The sequence below is a fragment of the Rothia kristinae NBRC 15354 genome, from assembly GCF_001570865.1.
Classification (GTDB): domain Bacteria; phylum Actinomycetota; class Actinomycetes; order Actinomycetales; family Micrococcaceae; genus Rothia; species Rothia kristinae.
In genome coordinates this window covers 97,099-113,240 of sequence record NZ_BCSM01000005.1, presented here as the reverse complement: position 1 = coordinate 113,240, position 16,142 = coordinate 97,099, and the positions used below count along the sequence as shown (strand labels likewise).

Genomic DNA, 16,142 nt, shown 5'->3' with positions numbered 1-16,142 from the left:
GCCACCGCGGATCCGGCCAGACTCAGGACCGGGAGCGGGCGGCCTCCTTGGCCGCGGCGCGCACCACCTGCAGCTGCCGGGTCTGCGGCCCCGGGGACCCGGAGAGCACCGCACCCTCGAACTCCCCGGCCTCGGCGTCGTCGAACTGGTGGGCCTCCCGGGCCGCGGCGGCCTCATCACGACGCCGCAGCCGGCGCACGTGCAGGCACCCCCACAGGTAGACCAGCAGGGCCGCGGCCAGCCAGATCAGCTCCGTGAGCACCGCCGAACCCACGGGCGCCTCCGGCAGGTACACCCGGGAGCGGATGGCCCCGAGAGCCACGGCTGAGGGCACCAGGTGGTGCAGGATCTGGTACCGATCCGGGGCCATGTCCAGCGGCAGTAGCAGACCCGAGGCCGGCACCCCGCACATGATGAACACGCCGATCAGCCAGATCATCACGTCGTTGCGGATCAGCAGCGCCCCGCCGACGGCGAAGATCTGGATGCTCACGGACATCAGGAACAGGATCGGCCACACCGTCCAGTCCACGTCCGCGGGCAGGAAGCGCACCACGTGCACGGCGATCAGGTACTGCAGGCCCGTGTTCGCCGCGGCCACCCCCAGCACCCACGCCAGTCGGCGGTACCAGCTCCATCCCCGTCCCACCAGGCCGATCATCATGCCGGCGATGTTGGACCCGACGATCCCGCCCAGACCCAGGTACATCATCGACATCCCGAAGCGGTCGTTGGCGTGGGTCGGGGCCAGATCCACGGTCTGCGGGGAGACCTCCCCGGACACGGCCGCGAACACCGTGGTCACCGCCGACTCCGCCTGGATCCCCGTCCCCGAGGCCACCAGCACCACCGGGCCCTTTCCGGCCTCGGCCCCCGGCACCTCCGCGGCATCGGCAGCGGGCACGAAGGCCCCGCGGGCCCGCCCGTGCAGCATGTCCTGCCGGGCCTGCTCGGCGGAATCCACCCGGTGCACCTCGTAGGCGGGCAGCTGCTCGAGGGTCTTCGCGATGCTGGTGCCCTGAGCGCCGTCGGCCACCACATCCAGGACCATCCCGTTGGGTGCGGGGTGGTGGACCAGCCCCAGATACATCAGCGGCATCGCGATCGCGAAGAACATCGGCAGGCGGATCGCGGCGTGCAGACCCCGCCGATTCTGCATCTGCTCGTCCGAGACCACCCGGCGGCTGCCGAAGAATCCGCGGAAGCCGCGGGTGGAGGCCACGGCCGCGCGCAGCTGCTCCCTGGCCCGTCCCTCGGCGCGGGTGCCCGGAGTGTCTGCGACCGCTTCCTGCTCGTCCTTCTCCGCCGGCACGGCGTCGGCATCCGTGGGACGGGGACGGCGCAGGAAGGAGGCCCCGAGCAGCGCCAGGGCCAGGAAGAACCACAGCAGCAGGGTGATCACGTTGCCGGCCAGGGAGGCCGTGGGGAAGTACAGCAGCTTGCGCAGGGCATCCAGCAGCGCCGGGGTCGGCAGCCACGGGTGCAGAGCGGCGACCACCGGCGGGACCAGCTCCGTGGCCATGCCCGCCCCGGAGGAGGGCACCCCCAGCAGCACCAGCAGGAAGATCGTGGGCAGGGCCATGTACAGCCCGATCACCCGCATGCCGCCGGTGTGGAACAGCATCACGGTGAAGGAGGCGAAGGCCATCAGCAGGAAGATCGGCAGGGCATGCACCTGGAATGCCGCGTAGACGCTGTACCCCACGAAGGTCGCCAGCGTCGCGTAGGCCAGCGCCAGCACGGCCATGATCGAGATCGCCACCCGTGCGGAGAGCTGCGCCAGGTTGGAGCGCAGACCCGTGGCGGTCATGAACCCGGCCATCATCACCGGCAGCCCCATGAACAGCAGGGACAGCCCCAGCCCGTCGCCGCCCGGCGGGGGCACGAGGTCCTGCACGGTGGGCGCCGGCGCCTGCTCCGCGGATTCCGCCTTCCCCAGCTCCACCAGGACCTTCGGGGCGATCTTCGCGATGTAGGACTCGGCGAACTGCGTCGCGGAGGTGGAGCCCATGCTCGCGACGTACTCCGTGTTGGTCTGCGGGTCCCAGGCGGCCCGGACCTGCAGGGCCTCGATCTGGCGCTTGGCCTCCTCGGCGGAGTCCACCGCGGAGACGTCGTAGGAGTCCCCGGCCGCGGCGTCCAACCGGTCCACCAGGTGCTCGGCGCTCGCGTCCTGGGCGACGACGGCGACCTTCAGATGGTGCGGGGTCGGGGCGTGCATGCTGAACCCGTAGATCAGCGGGAACATCACCGTCATGAACAGCGGCAGGACGATGGAGAACTTCAGGATCCTCCCGGCTTGGCGCTTGAGAGTTCCGGTGCTCAGTCGCGCGGCCATCGGGGCTCCTCCGGGGTTCGGGTCGGGACGCCGGGCGCGGCATCGGGGGCGGTCTCGGGGCGATGGGCCCCGCCGCGGCTCCGCTCCGCCCCCGCTGGGGTCCTCGTGTGGGCACCCGCGCGGCGCTCCTCGCGGGTGCGGGTCAGCAGCACCAGCGCGATGGCCACGGCCCCGCCGATCGCGGTCTCCGCCAGGCGCGCGGTGAGCACCGTGCCCACCGAGGAAGGGTGCCCGAGCTGCAGCATGAGCAGGGCCAGCGGCGTGATGAACAGGGTCGCGAAGGCGTAGTTGCGCAGCACGTACGTCTCGGTGAGGAACTGGAAGATGATGACCCACACGACCAGGTGCCAGGGCTGGGGGTGCTGGGAGAGCACGAAGGCGGTGATCAGCACTCCGCCGAGGGTCCCGATGACGCGCTGCACGCCCCGGTGCAGCCGGGCCCGGGAGTTGGGCCCGGCGATGGCCGCGGCCGCGGCGACCATCGCCCAGTAGGAGTGGGACAGCCCCGAGGCCTGCCCCAGCAGCCCGGCGATGAGCGGAGCGAGGAAGAACATCAGGCCGTAGCGCACGGCGCGGCGCCGGTCCATCCCGTGCGGGCCCGGCGGCGGGGCCACGTGGCCGCGTCGCCCCTCCCCCAGCAGGGCGCCGGCCAGACCCGCGAGCACGGACCACGCGGCCGTCGCCGCGGCGGTGCCCAGGCCCTGCGACCAGGAGGCGGGGTGCGGGATGGAGCCGATGGCTCCGGCGGCGAAGATCAGGAAGGTCGAGCCGGCCGGGCGCAGACGCAGCACGGCGGTGAGCACGGCCCCGCCGCCGGCGACCAGCCCGCACACCGCGACCACCAGCCAGGGGTCCGCGTGCGCCCGGGACAGCCCCAGCCCCAGCGCGATGCACACCAGCAGCATCAGCGCCGCCTGGCACTGGTGGCGCAGGCGCAGCCGCGGGGCCTCCTGGCGCCCGTAGATCGCGGTGAAGGCCCCGAAGGCCGCGTAGATGCTCAGGTCCAGCCGCCCCAGGGCGAGCAGCAGCAGCTGCGGCAGACCCACGGTCAGCGCGATGCGCACGGCGGGAACGTGGTCCTGCGTGGGCGGGGCGAAGCGGACGAGCTGATGCAGGGGACCGGTGGGCACGGGCGGCGGGAGCTCCTGGGTGAGGCGCGGCGGCGGAGACCCTCCCATCCTAGGGCCCGACGCCGTTGTGCACCGGCCGCGCACCCGGCGCACCCGCGACGCGGCCCGGTCACCCGGCCCGGGGCGCCCAGGTGAGCCTTGTAGGTTGGGATCATGCCCCTCGGTTCCCTGCTGCCCGACGATCCCCTGCGGCTGTGGCGCATCGTGACCGACCTCAGCCCGCGCGCCCTGCCGGTGCCGGGCCCGGCCGGGCCGGCGGAGACGGTCAAGGACTACCTCCCGGAGCACCACCTGCCCTGGGAGCCAGTGACCGGGCACCTGAGCCTGCATCGGGAGCGCACCTGGCGCCATCGGGTCTACGCCGGCCTGGTGGATCACGCCCGGCTGGTCGCCGGCGCCGTCGCGGCGGGGACGATGCCGGAGACCCCCGACGACGCCTCCGCCGGGAAGGCTTCGGAGTCGAGGCGACCGCAGGAGCTCACCGCCGTGTTCGCCCTGGAGGTCGACGAGGAGGGCCGGGTGCTGCCGGAGACCCTCGAGCTGTCCCGGGCCGCCTGGCGAGCAGCCGGTGCCCCCGGTCCGGACTACGCGAGCCAGCTGCCGCGGTGGCGCGAGCAGCTGCTGGAGCACTGGGCGCACCGGGAGGTGCTGATCCGCGGCCGGGGGCAGCCGGGTGACGGCGGGCGGCGGCTCACCCAGGAGGATCTGGCGCAGGCGCTGAGCCTGACCGACCGGATCCTGGGCGAGGGAATCCTCTCGGGGCCGGTCTCAGCGACGGTGCGGGTGGCCAGCCGCCGGGTGCGCCGCACCCGCCGCCCCGAAGACTCCCCGCGCGTGCCGGTGCTGAACCACCCCAGCGCGGCCGCGCTGGACCGGGCCGACCACCGCACCCGCTTCCGCCAGGCCGCGGCCGGGCTGCTCGGGGTGGACGCCCCGGAGCATCCCGCCGACGTCATGGACTCCCGCACCCGCCTGTACTACGCCGTCGCCCCTCAGCAGGTGCCCCTCGGCGCGCCGGAGCCCTCCCCGGCCACGGCGGCCACCCAGTTCGCGGTGGACGCGGCCCTGAGCCGGCTCGGCGCGCGCGAGGGCCTGTGGACCTGCCCACCGCGCACGGCCGCCGGGACACCCGGACCGGAGACCTCCCGGGAGATCGCCGCCGCGATCCTCGTGCACCGGGCCCGCGCCCTGGCCGAGATCCCGGATCCCGCGGAGGTCTTCGACCCCGAGCCCCTGCCCTGGACCCCGGGGCGCACCGTGCCCGTGCCGCACCCGGACCTGGCCGGGCACGAGTTCCTGCACGCCGTCGTGGACCCGGCCTCCAGCGCCTCCGGCCCGGTGCCGGGCACCGGACCCTACGGGGTGCGGGTGGTCCTGGCCCCCGGGATGCCCGAGCATCCTCCCTTCCAGGCGCTGCCCGCCGGACGCGAGATCGGGGTGATCGATGCGATCGACGCCGTCCTCAACGTCCTGCCGCGCGCCGGCGCCGATCCCGCGGCGGATCAGGGCGAGTGGGAGCGCACCGCCGACGCCGCCCTGGCCGCCCAGGAGCGCACCCGCGAGCTGCTGGCCTCCCGGCAGCGCTTCCACGAGGCGGTGCCCCTGCTGCTGCGGGCGGAGGAGATGACCCGGGACATCGGGCAGAACATCCGCGATGCCCAAGCCTCCGTGGACGCCCTCACGGCGGACCTGGTGCGGGCCGAGCGGGCGCACCGCACCGCCCAGATGCGCCGGCACGGGCTCAGCGACGCGATCGCCGCGCATCTGCACGAGGAGCCGGGCGTCTGGCGCCGGGCCGCGAGCCTGGGCCGGGCCCGGGTGCCGTGGCGGGAGCGGCTGGAGGACCTGCGCACCGCGCAGGAGACGGCCGCCCGGGAGGAGGACGCCTGCCAGACCCGGGTGGGCGCGGCCCGCCGTCGGCTGCATGCGGCCCAGCAGAACCGGGACGGGCTGCGCGATGAGCTGGAGCAGTCCCAGGAGACGGCCCGGGCCCTGCAGGCGGAGCTGGCGGCTTACCCGCACCCGGAGCACGCGATCGACCAGGAGTGGCTGGGCGGCGGCTGGTCCGGGACCGGTCCGGCCTGCCCGTGGCTGGATCCCGAGGTGCAGCGGGCCCGGACCGGGACCTACCGACTGGCGGTGCGCCTGCACGCCCTGACCCTACTGCACCTGCCCCGGGAGTTCCGGGACGGGCTGAAGGCCGCCCGCGATGTGCTCTCCGGGCGCCCGGTGCCCTCCGCAGAGGCCATGCTCGCGGCGGTGCAGGTGCTCAGCGCGATCTTCCCCGAGATCCGCGTGGACCCGAACCTGCTGCCGAGTCTGCTGCGCGGCCTCGGCGAGCGCCGGATCGGCTGGCTGCTCTACGACGACGCCGCCCGCGTCTCCCCGGCCGTGGCCTACGCGGGTCTGCTGGGGGCCCGGCGCGGCGTGCTGCTGCCCGGTCCCCCGGGACGGCAGGCGGCCGGCGAGCCGGCGGCCGGGCCGACGTTCCTGGCACCCGACGCCGCGGCGCAGCGGGCCCTGGCCCGGGCGGCGTCGTGCGGGGCCTCCTGGGCCCCGGCGGTCTCCAGCGCCTACGATCTGGGGCTGGGCCGGGAGGCCGCGGCGTCGGGGACCGCGGGCGCAGGAACGCCCTGAGGGCGGAGGGGGCGGCCTCCCGTACACTGACACGGTGAGTTACTCCCTGCTGAACATCCCCGGTCTGCCGCAGTGGATGGACATCACCCTGGTGGTCGTGGATGCGGTCATCCGGATCATCGCGCTGTGCTGGATCCCGTACAACCGGAAGCCGGCCGTGGCGCTGGGGTGGCTCATGGCGATCTTCCTCATCCCGTACATCGGCATCATCGCGTTCCTGGTGATCGGCTCCCGCTATCTGCCCAAGTCCCGACGGCAGCGTCAGTCGCGGATGAACGAGCTGATCCGCGAGCAGATCGGGGATCAGGCGATCCTGGGTCGGCACGACCATCTGCGGGAGCCGGCGGTGGCCGCCGCTCAGCTGAACTACCGGCTGGGCTCCCTGCCGCTGACCGGCGGCAACTCCTTCGAGCTGCTGCCGGACAACCACGAGTCCATCCGGGTGATGGCCGACGCCGTGGACCGGGCGCGGGAGTACGTGCACTTCGAGTTCTACATCGTCGCCTACGACCAGACCTCCGCTCCCCTGATCGACGCCCTGTTCCGGGCGCATGAGCGCGGGGTCAAGGTGCACATCCTCATCGACCACCTGGGCTCGGCCGGGTATCCCGGCTACGGCGAGCTGGTGAAGATGCTGGATCGCTCCGGGATCTCCTGGCACCGGATGCTGCCGATCCGGCCGTGGCGCCTGGAGTGGCAGCGCCCGGACCTGCGCAACCACCGGAAGATCCTCGTCATCGACGGCAACCTCGCCTTCTCCGGCTCGCAGAACATCATCGACCGCTCGTACAACAAGCCGAAGAACCTGCGCAAAGGCCTGCAGTGGAAGGACCTGATGCTGCGCATCGAGGGACCGCTGGTGGATGAGCTGAACGCCCTGTTCATCTCCGACTGGTACTCGGAGACCGAGGATCTGCTGCTGGATGAGGTGGACCAGGAGCTGCCCTCGATCGACGGTGGGGTGATGGCCCAGGCGGTGCCCTCCGGGCCGGGCTTCGACACGGAGAACAACCTGCGGCTGATCAACCAGCTGATCTACAACGCCGAGGACCGGGTGCTGATCTGCTCCCCGTACCTCATCCCGGACGATTCCCTGAAGATGGCGCTGACCACGGCCGCGCAGTCCGGGATCGACGTGACGCTGATCGTGTGCGCGAAGGGCGACCAGTTCTTCGCCCACTACGGCCAGCAGTCCTACTACGACAGCCTGCTGGAGGCCGGGGTGCGGATCATGCTCTACCCCGCCCCGACGGTGCTGCACACGAAGTTCGTCCTGGTGGACCACGATATGACCTGCCTGGGCTCGTCCAACATGGATGTGCGCTCCTTCTCCCTGAACCTGGAGGTGACGATGATGCTGCTCAGCGAGGAGATCACCGCCCAGGTGCAGGACGTCGCCGAGCGGTACATGGCCGTCTCCGACGAGGTGGACCTGGAGCAGTGGCGCAGCCGCCCGCTGCGCACCAAGGCCCTGGAGAACGTCTGCCGCCTGACCTCCGCGCTGCTGTAGCTTCTCGGAAGGGGCGGAAGCAGAGTCGGGTGTGGCCCCGGCGTCGGATCGTTGACATGGCCACGCCCAGATGGCATTGTGCTCTGCATTACACCGTCGATCCGAAGGACGGTGTCCGCCATGGACATGAGGGCGCACGTGCTGCACTCCGGAGACATGGAGGCCGACTACACCTGGCTCCTCCTCAAACCAGAGCGCATCATCAAACCCGTCAGTCAGCGGGACGCCCCGCGCGAATTCGGTCTCGTTCCAACGCACGCCGTGCTCGTCGAGACACCCGAGGGGCGGATGCTCTGGGATACCGGTGTCCCTCGAGACTGGGCCAGTCGCTGGCAGTCGACCGGCTTCGACCAGTTCTTCCCGGTGGTCGATGACGCCGAAGACCCGGAAGCCTCCTATCTGGACCGCAGCCTTGCCCGGATGGGACTGAGCACCGAGGACATCGACCTGCTGGTGCTCAGCCACCTGCACTTCGACCATGCGGCCAATGCCCGAGCCTTCGACAACGGGAAGACCAGGATCCTCACCAGCACCGCCGAGCTGGAGGGAGTCAAGGGGATCACCGGCTACCACGAAGGCGCGCATATCCCCTCTGACTACGAGGGTCTGGACATCGGCGGCATCAGCGGCGATGAGGAGATCCTGCCGGGTGTCACCCTCCTGCAGACGCCGGGTCACACCTGGGGAACGATGTCCCTGGTGCTGGATCTGCCCGACGAGGGGACGAAGATCTTCACCTCCGACGCCGTGTACATGCGGGATTCCTGGGGCCCTCCGGCCGTGGGGGCCGCGATCGTCTGGAACAATCTGGCCTGGCTGGACTCGGTGGAGAAGCTGCGCCGCATCGCCGAGGAGAAAGAGGCACAGGTCTTCTTCGGACACGACGCCGATCAGGCAGCTCACGAGATCCGCTGGGCCCCAGAGGGGCACTACTCATGATCCTCCACGACTTCCTCTGCGAGGCTCAGCATCGCTTCGAAGCTGGGTTGCCCACCATGGATGCGCCGAATCCGCCGTGTCCTATCTGCGGCGCTGCTGCACGGAAGAGGCTGTCGTCGGTCAACATCGGCAACCGGGCCGATGCCGGGCCGTCCCGTGAGCAGATGCCGCACAGCTGGGAGGGCGCCGGCCGGGGAGATCCCGACGTCCTGCACCACTGGCGGAAGACCATCGAACGCCGAGAGAAGCTCGAGGAGAAGTACCCCGAGCTCGCCGGCGACCGTCGTCCGGTGCTGGCTCATGAGGGGATCTTCGCCGGCCGTCCGCTGCGTGCGGGCGATGATGTGGGTCAGGCGATCGGCGATGCCCTCGCCTCAAGGGCGACACCGCCGCGGAAGGACTCTCCCTGAGGCGGCATCGCTCTCCGGCTCGGCCGAGAGCCGATATCGCACCCGGTGTCACTGGGCCTGATCGGACTCCTCGAAGAGGATGATCTGCCGGATCGCCCGAGCCTCAGCCAGCGTGTCCATGGCCTCGTTGATGTCCTCCAGCCGGATGCGGGAGGAGACGAGCTCCTCCACGGGCAGGTCCCCATCGCGCCACAGCTGCTCATACCGCGGAATGTCCCGGGAGGGGACCGCCGATCCCAAGTAGCTGCCGATGACGCTGCGCGCCTCCGAGGTCAGGACCACAGGGTGGATCACCGACTCGGCCGAAGGGCTGGGCAGTCCGACGGTCACGGTCCGTCCCCCCACCGCAGTCGCCGCAAACGCCGTCTCGAAAGCCCGCGGATGCCCCGCAGCCTCGATGACCAGATCCGCCGTGATCCCCTGCTCAGCGACCTGCTCCGGGGTCCACACCTCGTCGGCTCCCAGCTCGGAAGCGCGCTTCAGCTTGGCTTCCTGCGCATCGACGCCGATGACCTTGCCCTTGCCGAGCCCGATGGCCGTCAGCAGCGCGGCGATGCCCACCCCACCGAGACCCACGACCATGATCGTGTCTCCCTCCTGGGGATCGCCGGCATTGACCACCGCTCCTCCGCCGGTCAGCACCGCACACCCCAGCGGTGCCGCAGCTTCGGGAGGCACGTCCTCCCCGATCTTGACGACGCTGGACTCGTGGACCACTGCATGAGTGGCGAATGCCGAGACTCCGAGATGGTGCAGGACCTCCTCTCCGTCCGGTCGATGCAGGCGGATCTTCTTCCCTCCACCCGGCAGATATCCGGCAGTGTTGGACTCCGTGCCGCGGGAACAGGGCAGCTTGCCGTCCGTGCGGCAGTTCGCGCATTCACCGCAGCGCGGCAGGAACACCGTGACCACGTGATCTCCGACGGACAGACCTGCCACTCCCGGGCCGACCTCCTCGACGACCCCTGTGCCCTCATGCCCCAGAGCCATCGGCAGAGGTCGCGGTCGGTTGCCGTCCACCACGGAAAGATCGGAATGGCAGACGCCGGCGGCCGTCATCCGCAGCAGCACCTCTCCTTCCTGCGGCGGATCCAGTTCGAGCTCCTCGATGGCCAGCGGCTTGGAGTCGGCATAGGGACGCTCGGCCTCCATCGTGGTCAGGACAGCGGCGCGGATCTTCATGGTGTGCTCCTCAGCGACATGACACAGCGGTCGATCCCGCGATGGGTGCGGGAATCACATCCCACGCTACTCCGAGACCCAGACCACATCCATCCGCCGTCTGTGGCCCCGGCATCGGCCTGCTGTGATGCGCGGAGCCTTCGGCTGACAGCTCAAACCCCTTGTGGGAGGGCGGTTGCGGTGGTGATGTGGAAGGGAAGCGAACGAGTTCGAGAAGGAGTGAGGACATGACCGAGACCGTCACCGTTCCGCAGCCCGCCGGAGACACCAAGACCCGCGTGGAGAACGCCGAGCACGGGTTCGTCGCGCCGAAAGAGCTGCGCGACAGCCTGCAGAAGGTGCTCGTGGACCTGATCGCCCTGCATATGGTGGGCAAGCAGGCGCACTGGAACATCGTCGGCCCCAACTTCCGGGACCTGCACCTGAACCTGGACGAGATCGTGGAGATCGCCCGCGAGGCCTCCGACACCGTGGCCGAGCGCATGCGCGCCCTGCACGCCACCCCGGACGGGCGCCCCACCGTCGTCGCGGCCGCCTCGACCCTGCCGGAGATGCCGCAGGGCGAGGTGCTCACCACGGACGCGATCGACGAGATCGTCACCGCGGTGGAGGCCACCACCAACACCATCCGCGAGGTCCACGACACCGTGGACGAGGCCGACCCGACCTCCGCGGACATCCTGCACAGCATCCTCGAGAAGCTCGAGCAGCAGTCCTGGTTCATCAGCGCCGAGACCCGCCGCCCCGCCGCGGCCCGCTGAGACCCGGGGCGCGCTGAGACCCCGGTTTCGTTCTGAGATCCCGCGTTCGTGCTGAGATACCGCCCGACGTGCAGCATCTCGACACGAACCCCGCATCTCAGCAGGAGCCCCGCGCACGACGAAGACCCCGCTCCGGCACCAGCCGGGGCGGGGTCTTCTGCGATGCGCCCGGACAGGGAGGACCGCGGCACATGTGGACGAGGCCACCTCACATCCGCCGGTGCTGACGCGTCTACAGCATGAGCAGACGGAGGAGATGATCATGATGACCAGGCGACACACGGTGATCCAGACGGCGCTGGGCGATCGCAGGCTCGCTCAGCAGCTCGGCCCGGCCGGCGCGACTACCGTGGGATGACGATGCGACTTCCCTTCGACCAGGCCGTGACCCGGCACGGCGAGACCGTGCTGCGGGTCTGCCGAGCCGTGCTCGGTCCCGGGCCCGACGCCGATGACGCCTGGTCCGAGACGTTCCTGGCCGCGCTGAAGACCTGGCCGGACCTGCCGGAGGAGACGAACACGGAGGCCTGGCTGGTGCGGGTCGCCCGCCGCAAGGCGATCGACGTCGTCCGCGCCCGGGCCCGGCACGCGACCCCCAGCGACGACCTCCCCGAGCGGGTCTCCTCCCTGGGCACCCCGGGCGATGACGAGCACGGGGTGTGGGCCGCGGTGGCGGGGCTGCCGGAGCGGCAGCGGCTGGCGATCGCCTACCACTACCTCGGCGGTCTGCCGCACACCGAGACCGCCGCGATCATCGGCTCAAGCCCCGACGCGGTGCGCAGAGCCGCCTCGGACGGCATCAGGAGACTGCGGCAGACCTACCACGACGGCGAGCACACGGAAGGAGCACCCCGATGACCGACAGCATGCCCGCAGGCGCGAGCCTTCCGACCGGTGACGGCGAGGGAGCCGAGTGTGCCGCCCTCTTCCCGATCGAACCCGGGGCGATGGCCGATCTCCACGCGCGCCTGGCCGCACGGGCCGGTGAGCACGGACTGCTCGACGTCGCCTACCGCACGATCGACACCCCCGTCGGTCCGCTGCTGCTGGCCGCGACCGAGACGGGGCTGGTGCGCGTGGCCTACGAACGCGAGGACTTCGACGCGGTGCTGACATCGCTGGCGGAGAGGATCAGCCCGCGGGTGCTGGAGGCCCCCCGTCGCCTGGATGCGGTGGCCGCCGAGATCGACGAGTACTTCGCCGGCCGTCGACGCGCCTTCGACGTGCCGCTGGATTACGCGCTGTCCTCGGGGTTCCGCCGGACCGTGCAGCGTTGCCTGCCGCACATCGACTACGGCCGCACCCGCTCCTACAAGGAGGTCGCCGAACTCGTCGGGAATCCGCGGGCCGTCCGCGCCGTCGGCACGGCCTGCGCGACCAACCCGCTGCCGGTCGTGGTGCCCTGTCACCGGGTGCTGCGCGCCGACGGCGGCCTCGGCGGCTACATCGGCGGTCTGGACGCGAAGACGACCCTGCTGAGACTGGAGCAGGCGGCATGACCCCGACGGCGGCCCGCTGAGGTCCCGGATGTGTGCTGAGATCCCACTTTCGTGCTGAGATACCGCACGCCGTGCGGCATCTCAGCACGAACGGCGCATCTCAACACGAAGGCCTCATCTGAAGCGCGGACGCCACATACGATGAGGACCCCGTCCCGGCTGCTGCCGGTGCGGGGTCCTCTGCGGTGCGCCCTGTGGGGCTCGAACCCACGACCCAGGGATTAAAAGTCCCTTGCTCTACCAACTGAGCTAAAGGCGCGCAACACCTCACACTACCGGCCCGACGACGGGCCCCTCAACTCCCCCGGCCCCGCACCGACACCGCCGAAGCCCCCTGTCGGCCCGGCCTCCTGCGGGATCGGATATTGTCCTCGTCCGCCGGTGGCGCAGAGAACTGCGGGTGGCCCGGGGCCGGTCCTACACTGTTCGGATGCCCGAGAAGCCTGCCGCGCGCCACCACCGTCCCGTGAAGTTCTCCCCCGCGATGTTCGACCAGCGCGAGGGCGGCACCGACCCGGAGACCCTCAGCCAGGCCGCGCACACCTCCGCCTGGGCCCTGCTCACCCGCGGGCGGGCCAACCGGGACCCGGAGGTCACGGCCCGGCTCGTGGAGTTCACGGACCGCTTCGGGGTGGAGGCCCTCGCGCAGATGTGGGCGCAGGCCCCGGCGGTCTCCCTGCCCGGCGCGCTGTGGCGCATCCACGCCCTGCGGGACACGGTGCGCCGGGACCCCGCGCGCATCGGCGAGTACTACCGCCTGGGCCAGGACACCGCGGAGGTCTCCCGCGTGGTGGCCGGCGTCGCGGATCCGCCGGACGCGGAGGAGGTGTGCCGCACCGTGGATGAGATCCTCACCGGCGCGTACACCGGGCAGTTCGACGTCGCCCTGGAGCGCTTCGCAGCCTTCTGCCGCGTCATCGCCCTGGGTCAGAGCCTCGCCGCGGACCGCACCGACGCCGCCGTCATCCCCCACCGGCCGGGAGCCGCCAGCGAGTTTTTCGCCGACCCGGGCTCCCACCCGGCCGGCACCCGGATGACCCGCGCCTCCCGGCGGCTGATCGGCACCGCCGAGCAGCTGGAGGCCGCCGCCGCGGCGTGGCGGGCCGGCACCCTCGACTGACCGCGCCCCGACCGGGTCGGCTCAGGCGGCCCGCTCCCACGCCTGCTCCAGGGCATCCCGGTTCTGCCGGATCAGGGCGCGCAGGTCCCCGTCGTACAGGGAATCCGGCACCCCCTGGGAGAAGATCTCCACCACGCAGGCCCCGGTGTAGCCGGACTCGGCCAGCGCGTGCAGCAGCCGCCCGGTGGGGATCGGCCCGGTGCCCACGCTGCGCCGGTCCATCCCGGAGCGCGGGGTGCGCCAGTCGCTGACCTGCAGGATCGAGATCAGCTCGCCGTGGCTGCGGATCCCCTCCTCCAGCAGGGGGTCCTGCCACAGGTTCCAGGTGTCCAGGCACAGCCCCAGGCCCTCGACGCCGGTCCGCTCGATCAGCTCGACCGCCTGGGCGAAGGTCCAGATCATCGTCTCCGCGTTCAGGGAGATCGGGTTCAGCGGCTCCACCGCCAGGCGCACCCCCAGATCCGCGGCCACCGGCGCCACCTCCCGGTGGAAGCGCACGGCCTCCTCCAGGCCCCGGTGCATGTCCCCGTCCGGGGCGGGCCCGGTGTTGGTCACGAACACCGCCCCGGGGGCCACCGCGGCCAGCCGCTCCAGGCTGGCCCGGTAGGCGGCGATCCGCTCGTCGGCGCCCTTCGGGCTCGGCTGCATCGCGCTGGGCACGGCCGTGCGCACCGCGGGCTGCACCGAGCACACCGGCAGCCCGGACTCCCGCAGGGCCTCCAGCTGCTCCCGGCCCGCAGCACCCTCGGCCAGCTTGGCCTAGCACAGCTCGAAGGTCTGCACCCCGAGGTCCGCGCACTCGCGCAGGTCCCGCTCGAAGCTCCACGGCTGGGTGGTGAACTCGTTCATCCCGAAGGCGAAGGGCATCCCGCTCATCGGTCCGCCTCCGCCAGGAACTCCCGGACCGTCTCGACGAAGGCCTGCGGCTCGTCCAGGAACAGCGCGTGGCGGCTGTCCTCGAAGATCCGCTCCCGGGCGTCGGGCAGGTGCTCGGCCACCCAGTGCGGGCCGCGCCAGTCGAAGACGACGTTGCGCCGGGCCACGCACACCAGGGCCGGCACGGACAGGTGCGGGATGACGTCGCGCCAGTCCAGGCGCGTGTGGTTCTGCATCACCGCGTTGCGCACCTCCGGGCGGCACCGGCCCATCTCCGCCAGGAACAGCTCCCGCTCCCGCTCGGTGGGCTCGCGCTGCAGGATGGTCGGCACCTGCTCGCGGTCCTGGCCGGCCGGGTCGGCGGCGATGGCGGCCTGCAGGCCGGCCAGGGCGGCGTCGTCCCAGCACTGGGCGTGGGCCCACGGCCAGTCCGCGGTGCGGTACTGCGCCGGGGTCTGGTCGATGTACACGGCCTGGGCGACCCTCGCGGAGCCGAAGGACTCCAGCAGACCCCAGATGATCGGGCAGCCCAGGGACCACCCGATGAGGGTGGCCTCGCGCAGATCCAGGGCCTCCAGCAGCTCGTGCAGGTCCGCGCTGAGCCGGGACATCCGGTACCCGTGGTCCGGGGACTCGGAGCGTCCGTGCCCGCGCAGATCCAGGCGGATCACCCGGTGCCCGCGGGCCAGCTCGGAGGCGACGCCGTCGAAGAACCTCCCGGAGAAGGTCCACCCGTGGATCATGACCACGGGCCGACCGGCGCCCTCGTCGGTGTAGGACAGGCGCACCCCGTCCGAGGTGGTGATGGTGTGGCGTTCGACGGCGCCCGTCGTCTCGGCGGCGGTCTCGGAGTCGACGGCGCTCATAGGATCGGCTGACCTCCCGTGACGGCCACGCGGGCCCCGGAGACGTAGCTGGACTCGTCCGCGGCGAGCATGACGTAGGCGGGCGCGAGCTCGGCCGGCTGCCCGGCCCGGCCCACGGGGTAGTCCCCGCCGAAGTCCTCGACCATCTCCTCCGGCATGGTCGCCGGGATCAGCGGGGTCCAGATGGGGCCCGGGGCCACGGAGTTGGCGCGGATGCCGCGCGGGGCCAGGGACTGGGAGAGGGAGCCGATCATGTTGGCGATCCCCGCCTTCGTCGCGTTGTAGGCCAGCAGCTGCTGCGGGGGCATATCCGAGTTCACGGAGGTGGAGCCGATGATGCTGGAACCCGGCTGCATGTGCGGCACGGCGGCCTTGACCAGGTGGAACATCGCGGAGAGGTTGGTGGCCAGGGTGAAGTCCCATTCCTCATCCGGGATGTCGGTGATCTGCTCGCGGACCATCTGGAACGCGGCGTTGGAGACCAGCACGTCGATGCCGCCCAGCTCCTCCACGGTGCGGCGCACCAGCTCCCGGCAGTGCTCGGGGTCGGTGAGATCCCCGGGGACCAGCACGGCCTTCCGGCCGACCTCGCGCACCCACCGGGCGGGTCTGCTCGGCGTCGTCGTGCTCGTCGTAGTAGGAGATCACCAGGTCCGCGCCCTCCCGGGCGTAGGCGATGGCGACGGCGCGGCCGATGCCGCTGTCCCCGGCGGTCAGCAGCACGCGCTTGCCCTCCAGGCGCCCGCTGCCGCGGTAGGACTGCTCGCCGTGATCCGGCTGGGGGTCCATGGCCGCGGTGGAGCCGGGCCAGGGCTGGGTCTGCGCGGGGATCTGCATCGGGTCCTGCCTTTCCTCGGGAACGGCGCCCGAGGAG

General features: G+C 71.6%; 14 protein-coding genes, 1 tRNA gene and 1 pseudogene. 9 read left to right on the top strand and 7 right to left on the bottom strand.

Features of this window, described 5'->3' with window-relative positions:
- Positions 1–22: 22 nt before the first annotated feature.
- Entirely contained in the window at positions 23–2,338 is a 2,316-nt protein-coding gene (locus tag KKR01S_RS04795) for an ABC transporter permease (RefSeq protein ID WP_058730540.1), read from the bottom strand.
- Positions 2,323–3,468 carry an FUSC family protein gene (locus tag KKR01S_RS04790; RefSeq protein WP_058730541.1) on the bottom strand — a complete coding sequence of 382 codons (1,146 nt, stop codon included), beginning with the start codon at positions 3,466–3,468 and terminating at the stop codon, positions 2,323–2,325. The genes KKR01S_RS04795 and KKR01S_RS04790 overlap by 16 nt, the downstream gene beginning before the upstream one ends.
- A 153-nt stretch (positions 3,469–3,621) precedes the next feature.
- Here KKR01S_RS04790 and KKR01S_RS04785 point away from each other — a divergent pair, with 153 nt between their 5' ends.
- The 4 genes from KKR01S_RS04785 (at position 3,622) to KKR01S_RS04770 (ending at position 8,964) form a co-directional block, all read left to right on the top strand.
- Entirely contained in the window at positions 3,622–6,105 is a 2,484-nt protein-coding gene (locus KKR01S_RS04785) for a hypothetical protein (RefSeq protein WP_061225409.1), read from the top strand.
- Positions 6,106–6,181: 76 nt separating this feature from the next.
- The gene (cls, locus tag KKR01S_RS04780) at positions 6,182–7,615 is read left to right on the top strand and encodes a cardiolipin synthase (protein ID WP_058730551.1); all 1,434 of its coding nucleotides are present in this window, start codon (positions 6,182–6,184) and stop codon (positions 7,613–7,615) included.
- 156 nt (positions 7,616–7,771) lie between these two features.
- Entirely contained in the window at positions 7,772–8,554 is a 783-nt protein-coding gene (locus KKR01S_RS04775; RefSeq protein WP_244884102.1) for an N-acyl homoserine lactonase family protein, read from the top strand.
- Positions 8,551–8,964, top strand: coding sequence for an FmdB family zinc ribbon protein (locus KKR01S_RS04770; protein WP_174520369.1), 414 nt, complete (start codon positions 8,551–8,553; stop codon positions 8,962–8,964). Before KKR01S_RS04775 ends, KKR01S_RS04770 begins: the two co-directional genes overlap by 4 nt.
- Positions 8,965–9,012: 48 nt before the next feature.
- On the opposite strand, the gene KKR01S_RS04765 is transcribed toward KKR01S_RS04770, so the two are convergent.
- A complete protein-coding gene (locus KKR01S_RS04765; RefSeq protein ID WP_058730543.1) occupies positions 9,013–10,146 on the bottom strand; it encodes an alcohol dehydrogenase catalytic domain-containing protein in 1,134 nt (377 codons plus the stop codon).
- Between the two features lie 227 nt (positions 10,147–10,373).
- On the opposite strand from KKR01S_RS04765, the gene KKR01S_RS04760 reads away from it, so the two are divergent.
- The 4 genes from KKR01S_RS04760 to KKR01S_RS04750 all read left to right on the top strand — a co-directional run bounded on the left by KKR01S_RS04760 (position 10,374) and on the right by KKR01S_RS04750 (position 12,406).
- Complete coding sequence (locus KKR01S_RS04760; protein WP_058730544.1) at positions 10,374–10,907, top strand: Dps family protein; 534 nt, start codon at positions 10,374–10,376, stop codon at positions 10,905–10,907.
- Positions 10,908–11,100: 193 nt separating this feature from the next.
- The gene (locus KKR01S_RS10970; protein WP_165596158.1) at positions 11,101–11,265 is read left to right on the top strand and encodes a hypothetical protein; all 165 of its coding nucleotides are present in this window, start codon (positions 11,101–11,103) and stop codon (positions 11,263–11,265) included.
- 2 nt (positions 11,266–11,267) lie between these two features.
- A complete protein-coding gene (locus tag KKR01S_RS04755; protein ID WP_061225408.1) occupies positions 11,268–11,765 on the top strand; it encodes an RNA polymerase sigma factor in 498 nt (165 codons plus the stop codon).
- Positions 11,762–12,406 carry a methylated-DNA--[protein]-cysteine S-methyltransferase gene (locus KKR01S_RS04750; protein WP_081101561.1) on the top strand — a complete coding sequence of 215 codons (645 nt, stop codon included), beginning with the start codon at positions 11,762–11,764 and terminating at the stop codon, positions 12,404–12,406. The genes KKR01S_RS04755 and KKR01S_RS04750 overlap by 4 nt, the downstream gene beginning before the upstream one ends.
- 186 nt (positions 12,407–12,592) lie before the next feature.
- Here the strand turns inward: KKR01S_RS04750 and KKR01S_RS04745 are convergent.
- Positions 12,593–12,665, bottom strand: a tRNA-Lys gene (locus tag KKR01S_RS04745).
- Positions 12,666–12,836: 171 nt separating this feature from the next.
- Here KKR01S_RS04745 and KKR01S_RS04740 point away from each other — a divergent pair.
- Entirely contained in the window at positions 12,837–13,526 is a 690-nt protein-coding gene (locus KKR01S_RS04740) for a hypothetical protein (protein WP_058730546.1), read from the top strand.
- 21 nt (positions 13,527–13,547) lie between these two features.
- Here the strand turns inward: KKR01S_RS04740 and KKR01S_RS04735 are convergent, their stop codons facing one another.
- From KKR01S_RS04735 to KKR01S_RS04725, 3 genes and pseudogenes are all read right to left on the bottom strand, one after another.
- The gene (locus KKR01S_RS04735) at positions 13,548–14,240 is read right to left on the bottom strand and encodes a sugar phosphate isomerase/epimerase family protein (protein ID WP_439709794.1); all 693 of its coding nucleotides are present in this window, start codon (positions 14,238–14,240) and stop codon (positions 13,548–13,550) included.
- 158 nt (positions 14,241–14,398) lie between these two features.
- A complete protein-coding gene (locus KKR01S_RS04730; protein WP_064725428.1) occupies positions 14,399–15,268 on the bottom strand; it encodes an alpha/beta fold hydrolase in 870 nt (289 codons plus the stop codon).
- Positions 15,265–16,105 (bottom strand): annotated as a pseudogene (locus KKR01S_RS04725) (SDR family oxidoreductase). Before KKR01S_RS04725 ends, KKR01S_RS04730 begins: the two are co-directional and overlap by 4 nt.
- Between the last annotated feature and the right edge of the window lie 37 nt (positions 16,106–16,142).

What these genes read in the sequence shown, in the direction of transcription:
- KKR01S_RS04730 (WP_064725428.1), bottom strand. Translation starts at nt 15,268, where the DNA reads ATGAGCGCCGTCGACTCCGAGACCGCCGCCGAGACGACGGGCGCCGTC.
- KKR01S_RS04775 (WP_244884102.1), top strand. Translation starts at nt 7,772, where the DNA reads ATGGAGGCCGACTACACCTGGCTCCTCCTCAAACCAGAGCGCATCATC.
- cls (WP_058730551.1), top strand. Translation starts at nt 6,182, where the DNA reads ATGGACATCACCCTGGTGGTCGTGGATGCGGTCATCCGGATCATCGCG.
- KKR01S_RS04795 (WP_058730540.1), bottom strand. Translation starts at nt 2,338, where the DNA reads ATGGCCGCGCGACTGAGCACCGGAACTCTCAAGCGCCAAGCCGGGAGG.
- KKR01S_RS04760 (WP_058730544.1), top strand. Translation starts at nt 10,374, where the DNA reads ATGACCGAGACCGTCACCGTTCCGCAGCCCGCCGGAGACACCAAGACC.
- KKR01S_RS04770 (WP_174520369.1), top strand. Translation starts at nt 8,551, where the DNA reads ATGATCCTCCACGACTTCCTCTGCGAGGCTCAGCATCGCTTCGAAGCT.
- KKR01S_RS04785 (WP_061225409.1), top strand. Translation starts at nt 3,622, where the DNA reads ATGCCCCTCGGTTCCCTGCTGCCCGACGATCCCCTGCGGCTGTGGCGC.
- KKR01S_RS04755 (WP_061225408.1), top strand. Translation starts at nt 11,268, where the DNA reads ATGCGACTTCCCTTCGACCAGGCCGTGACCCGGCACGGCGAGACCGTG.
- KKR01S_RS04765 (WP_058730543.1), bottom strand. Translation starts at nt 10,146, where the DNA reads ATGAAGATCCGCGCCGCTGTCCTGACCACGATGGAGGCCGAGCGTCCC.
- KKR01S_RS04740 (WP_058730546.1), top strand. Translation starts at nt 12,837, where the DNA reads ATGCCCGAGAAGCCTGCCGCGCGCCACCACCGTCCCGTGAAGTTCTCC.
- KKR01S_RS04750 (WP_081101561.1), top strand. Translation starts at nt 11,762, where the DNA reads ATGACCGACAGCATGCCCGCAGGCGCGAGCCTTCCGACCGGTGACGGC.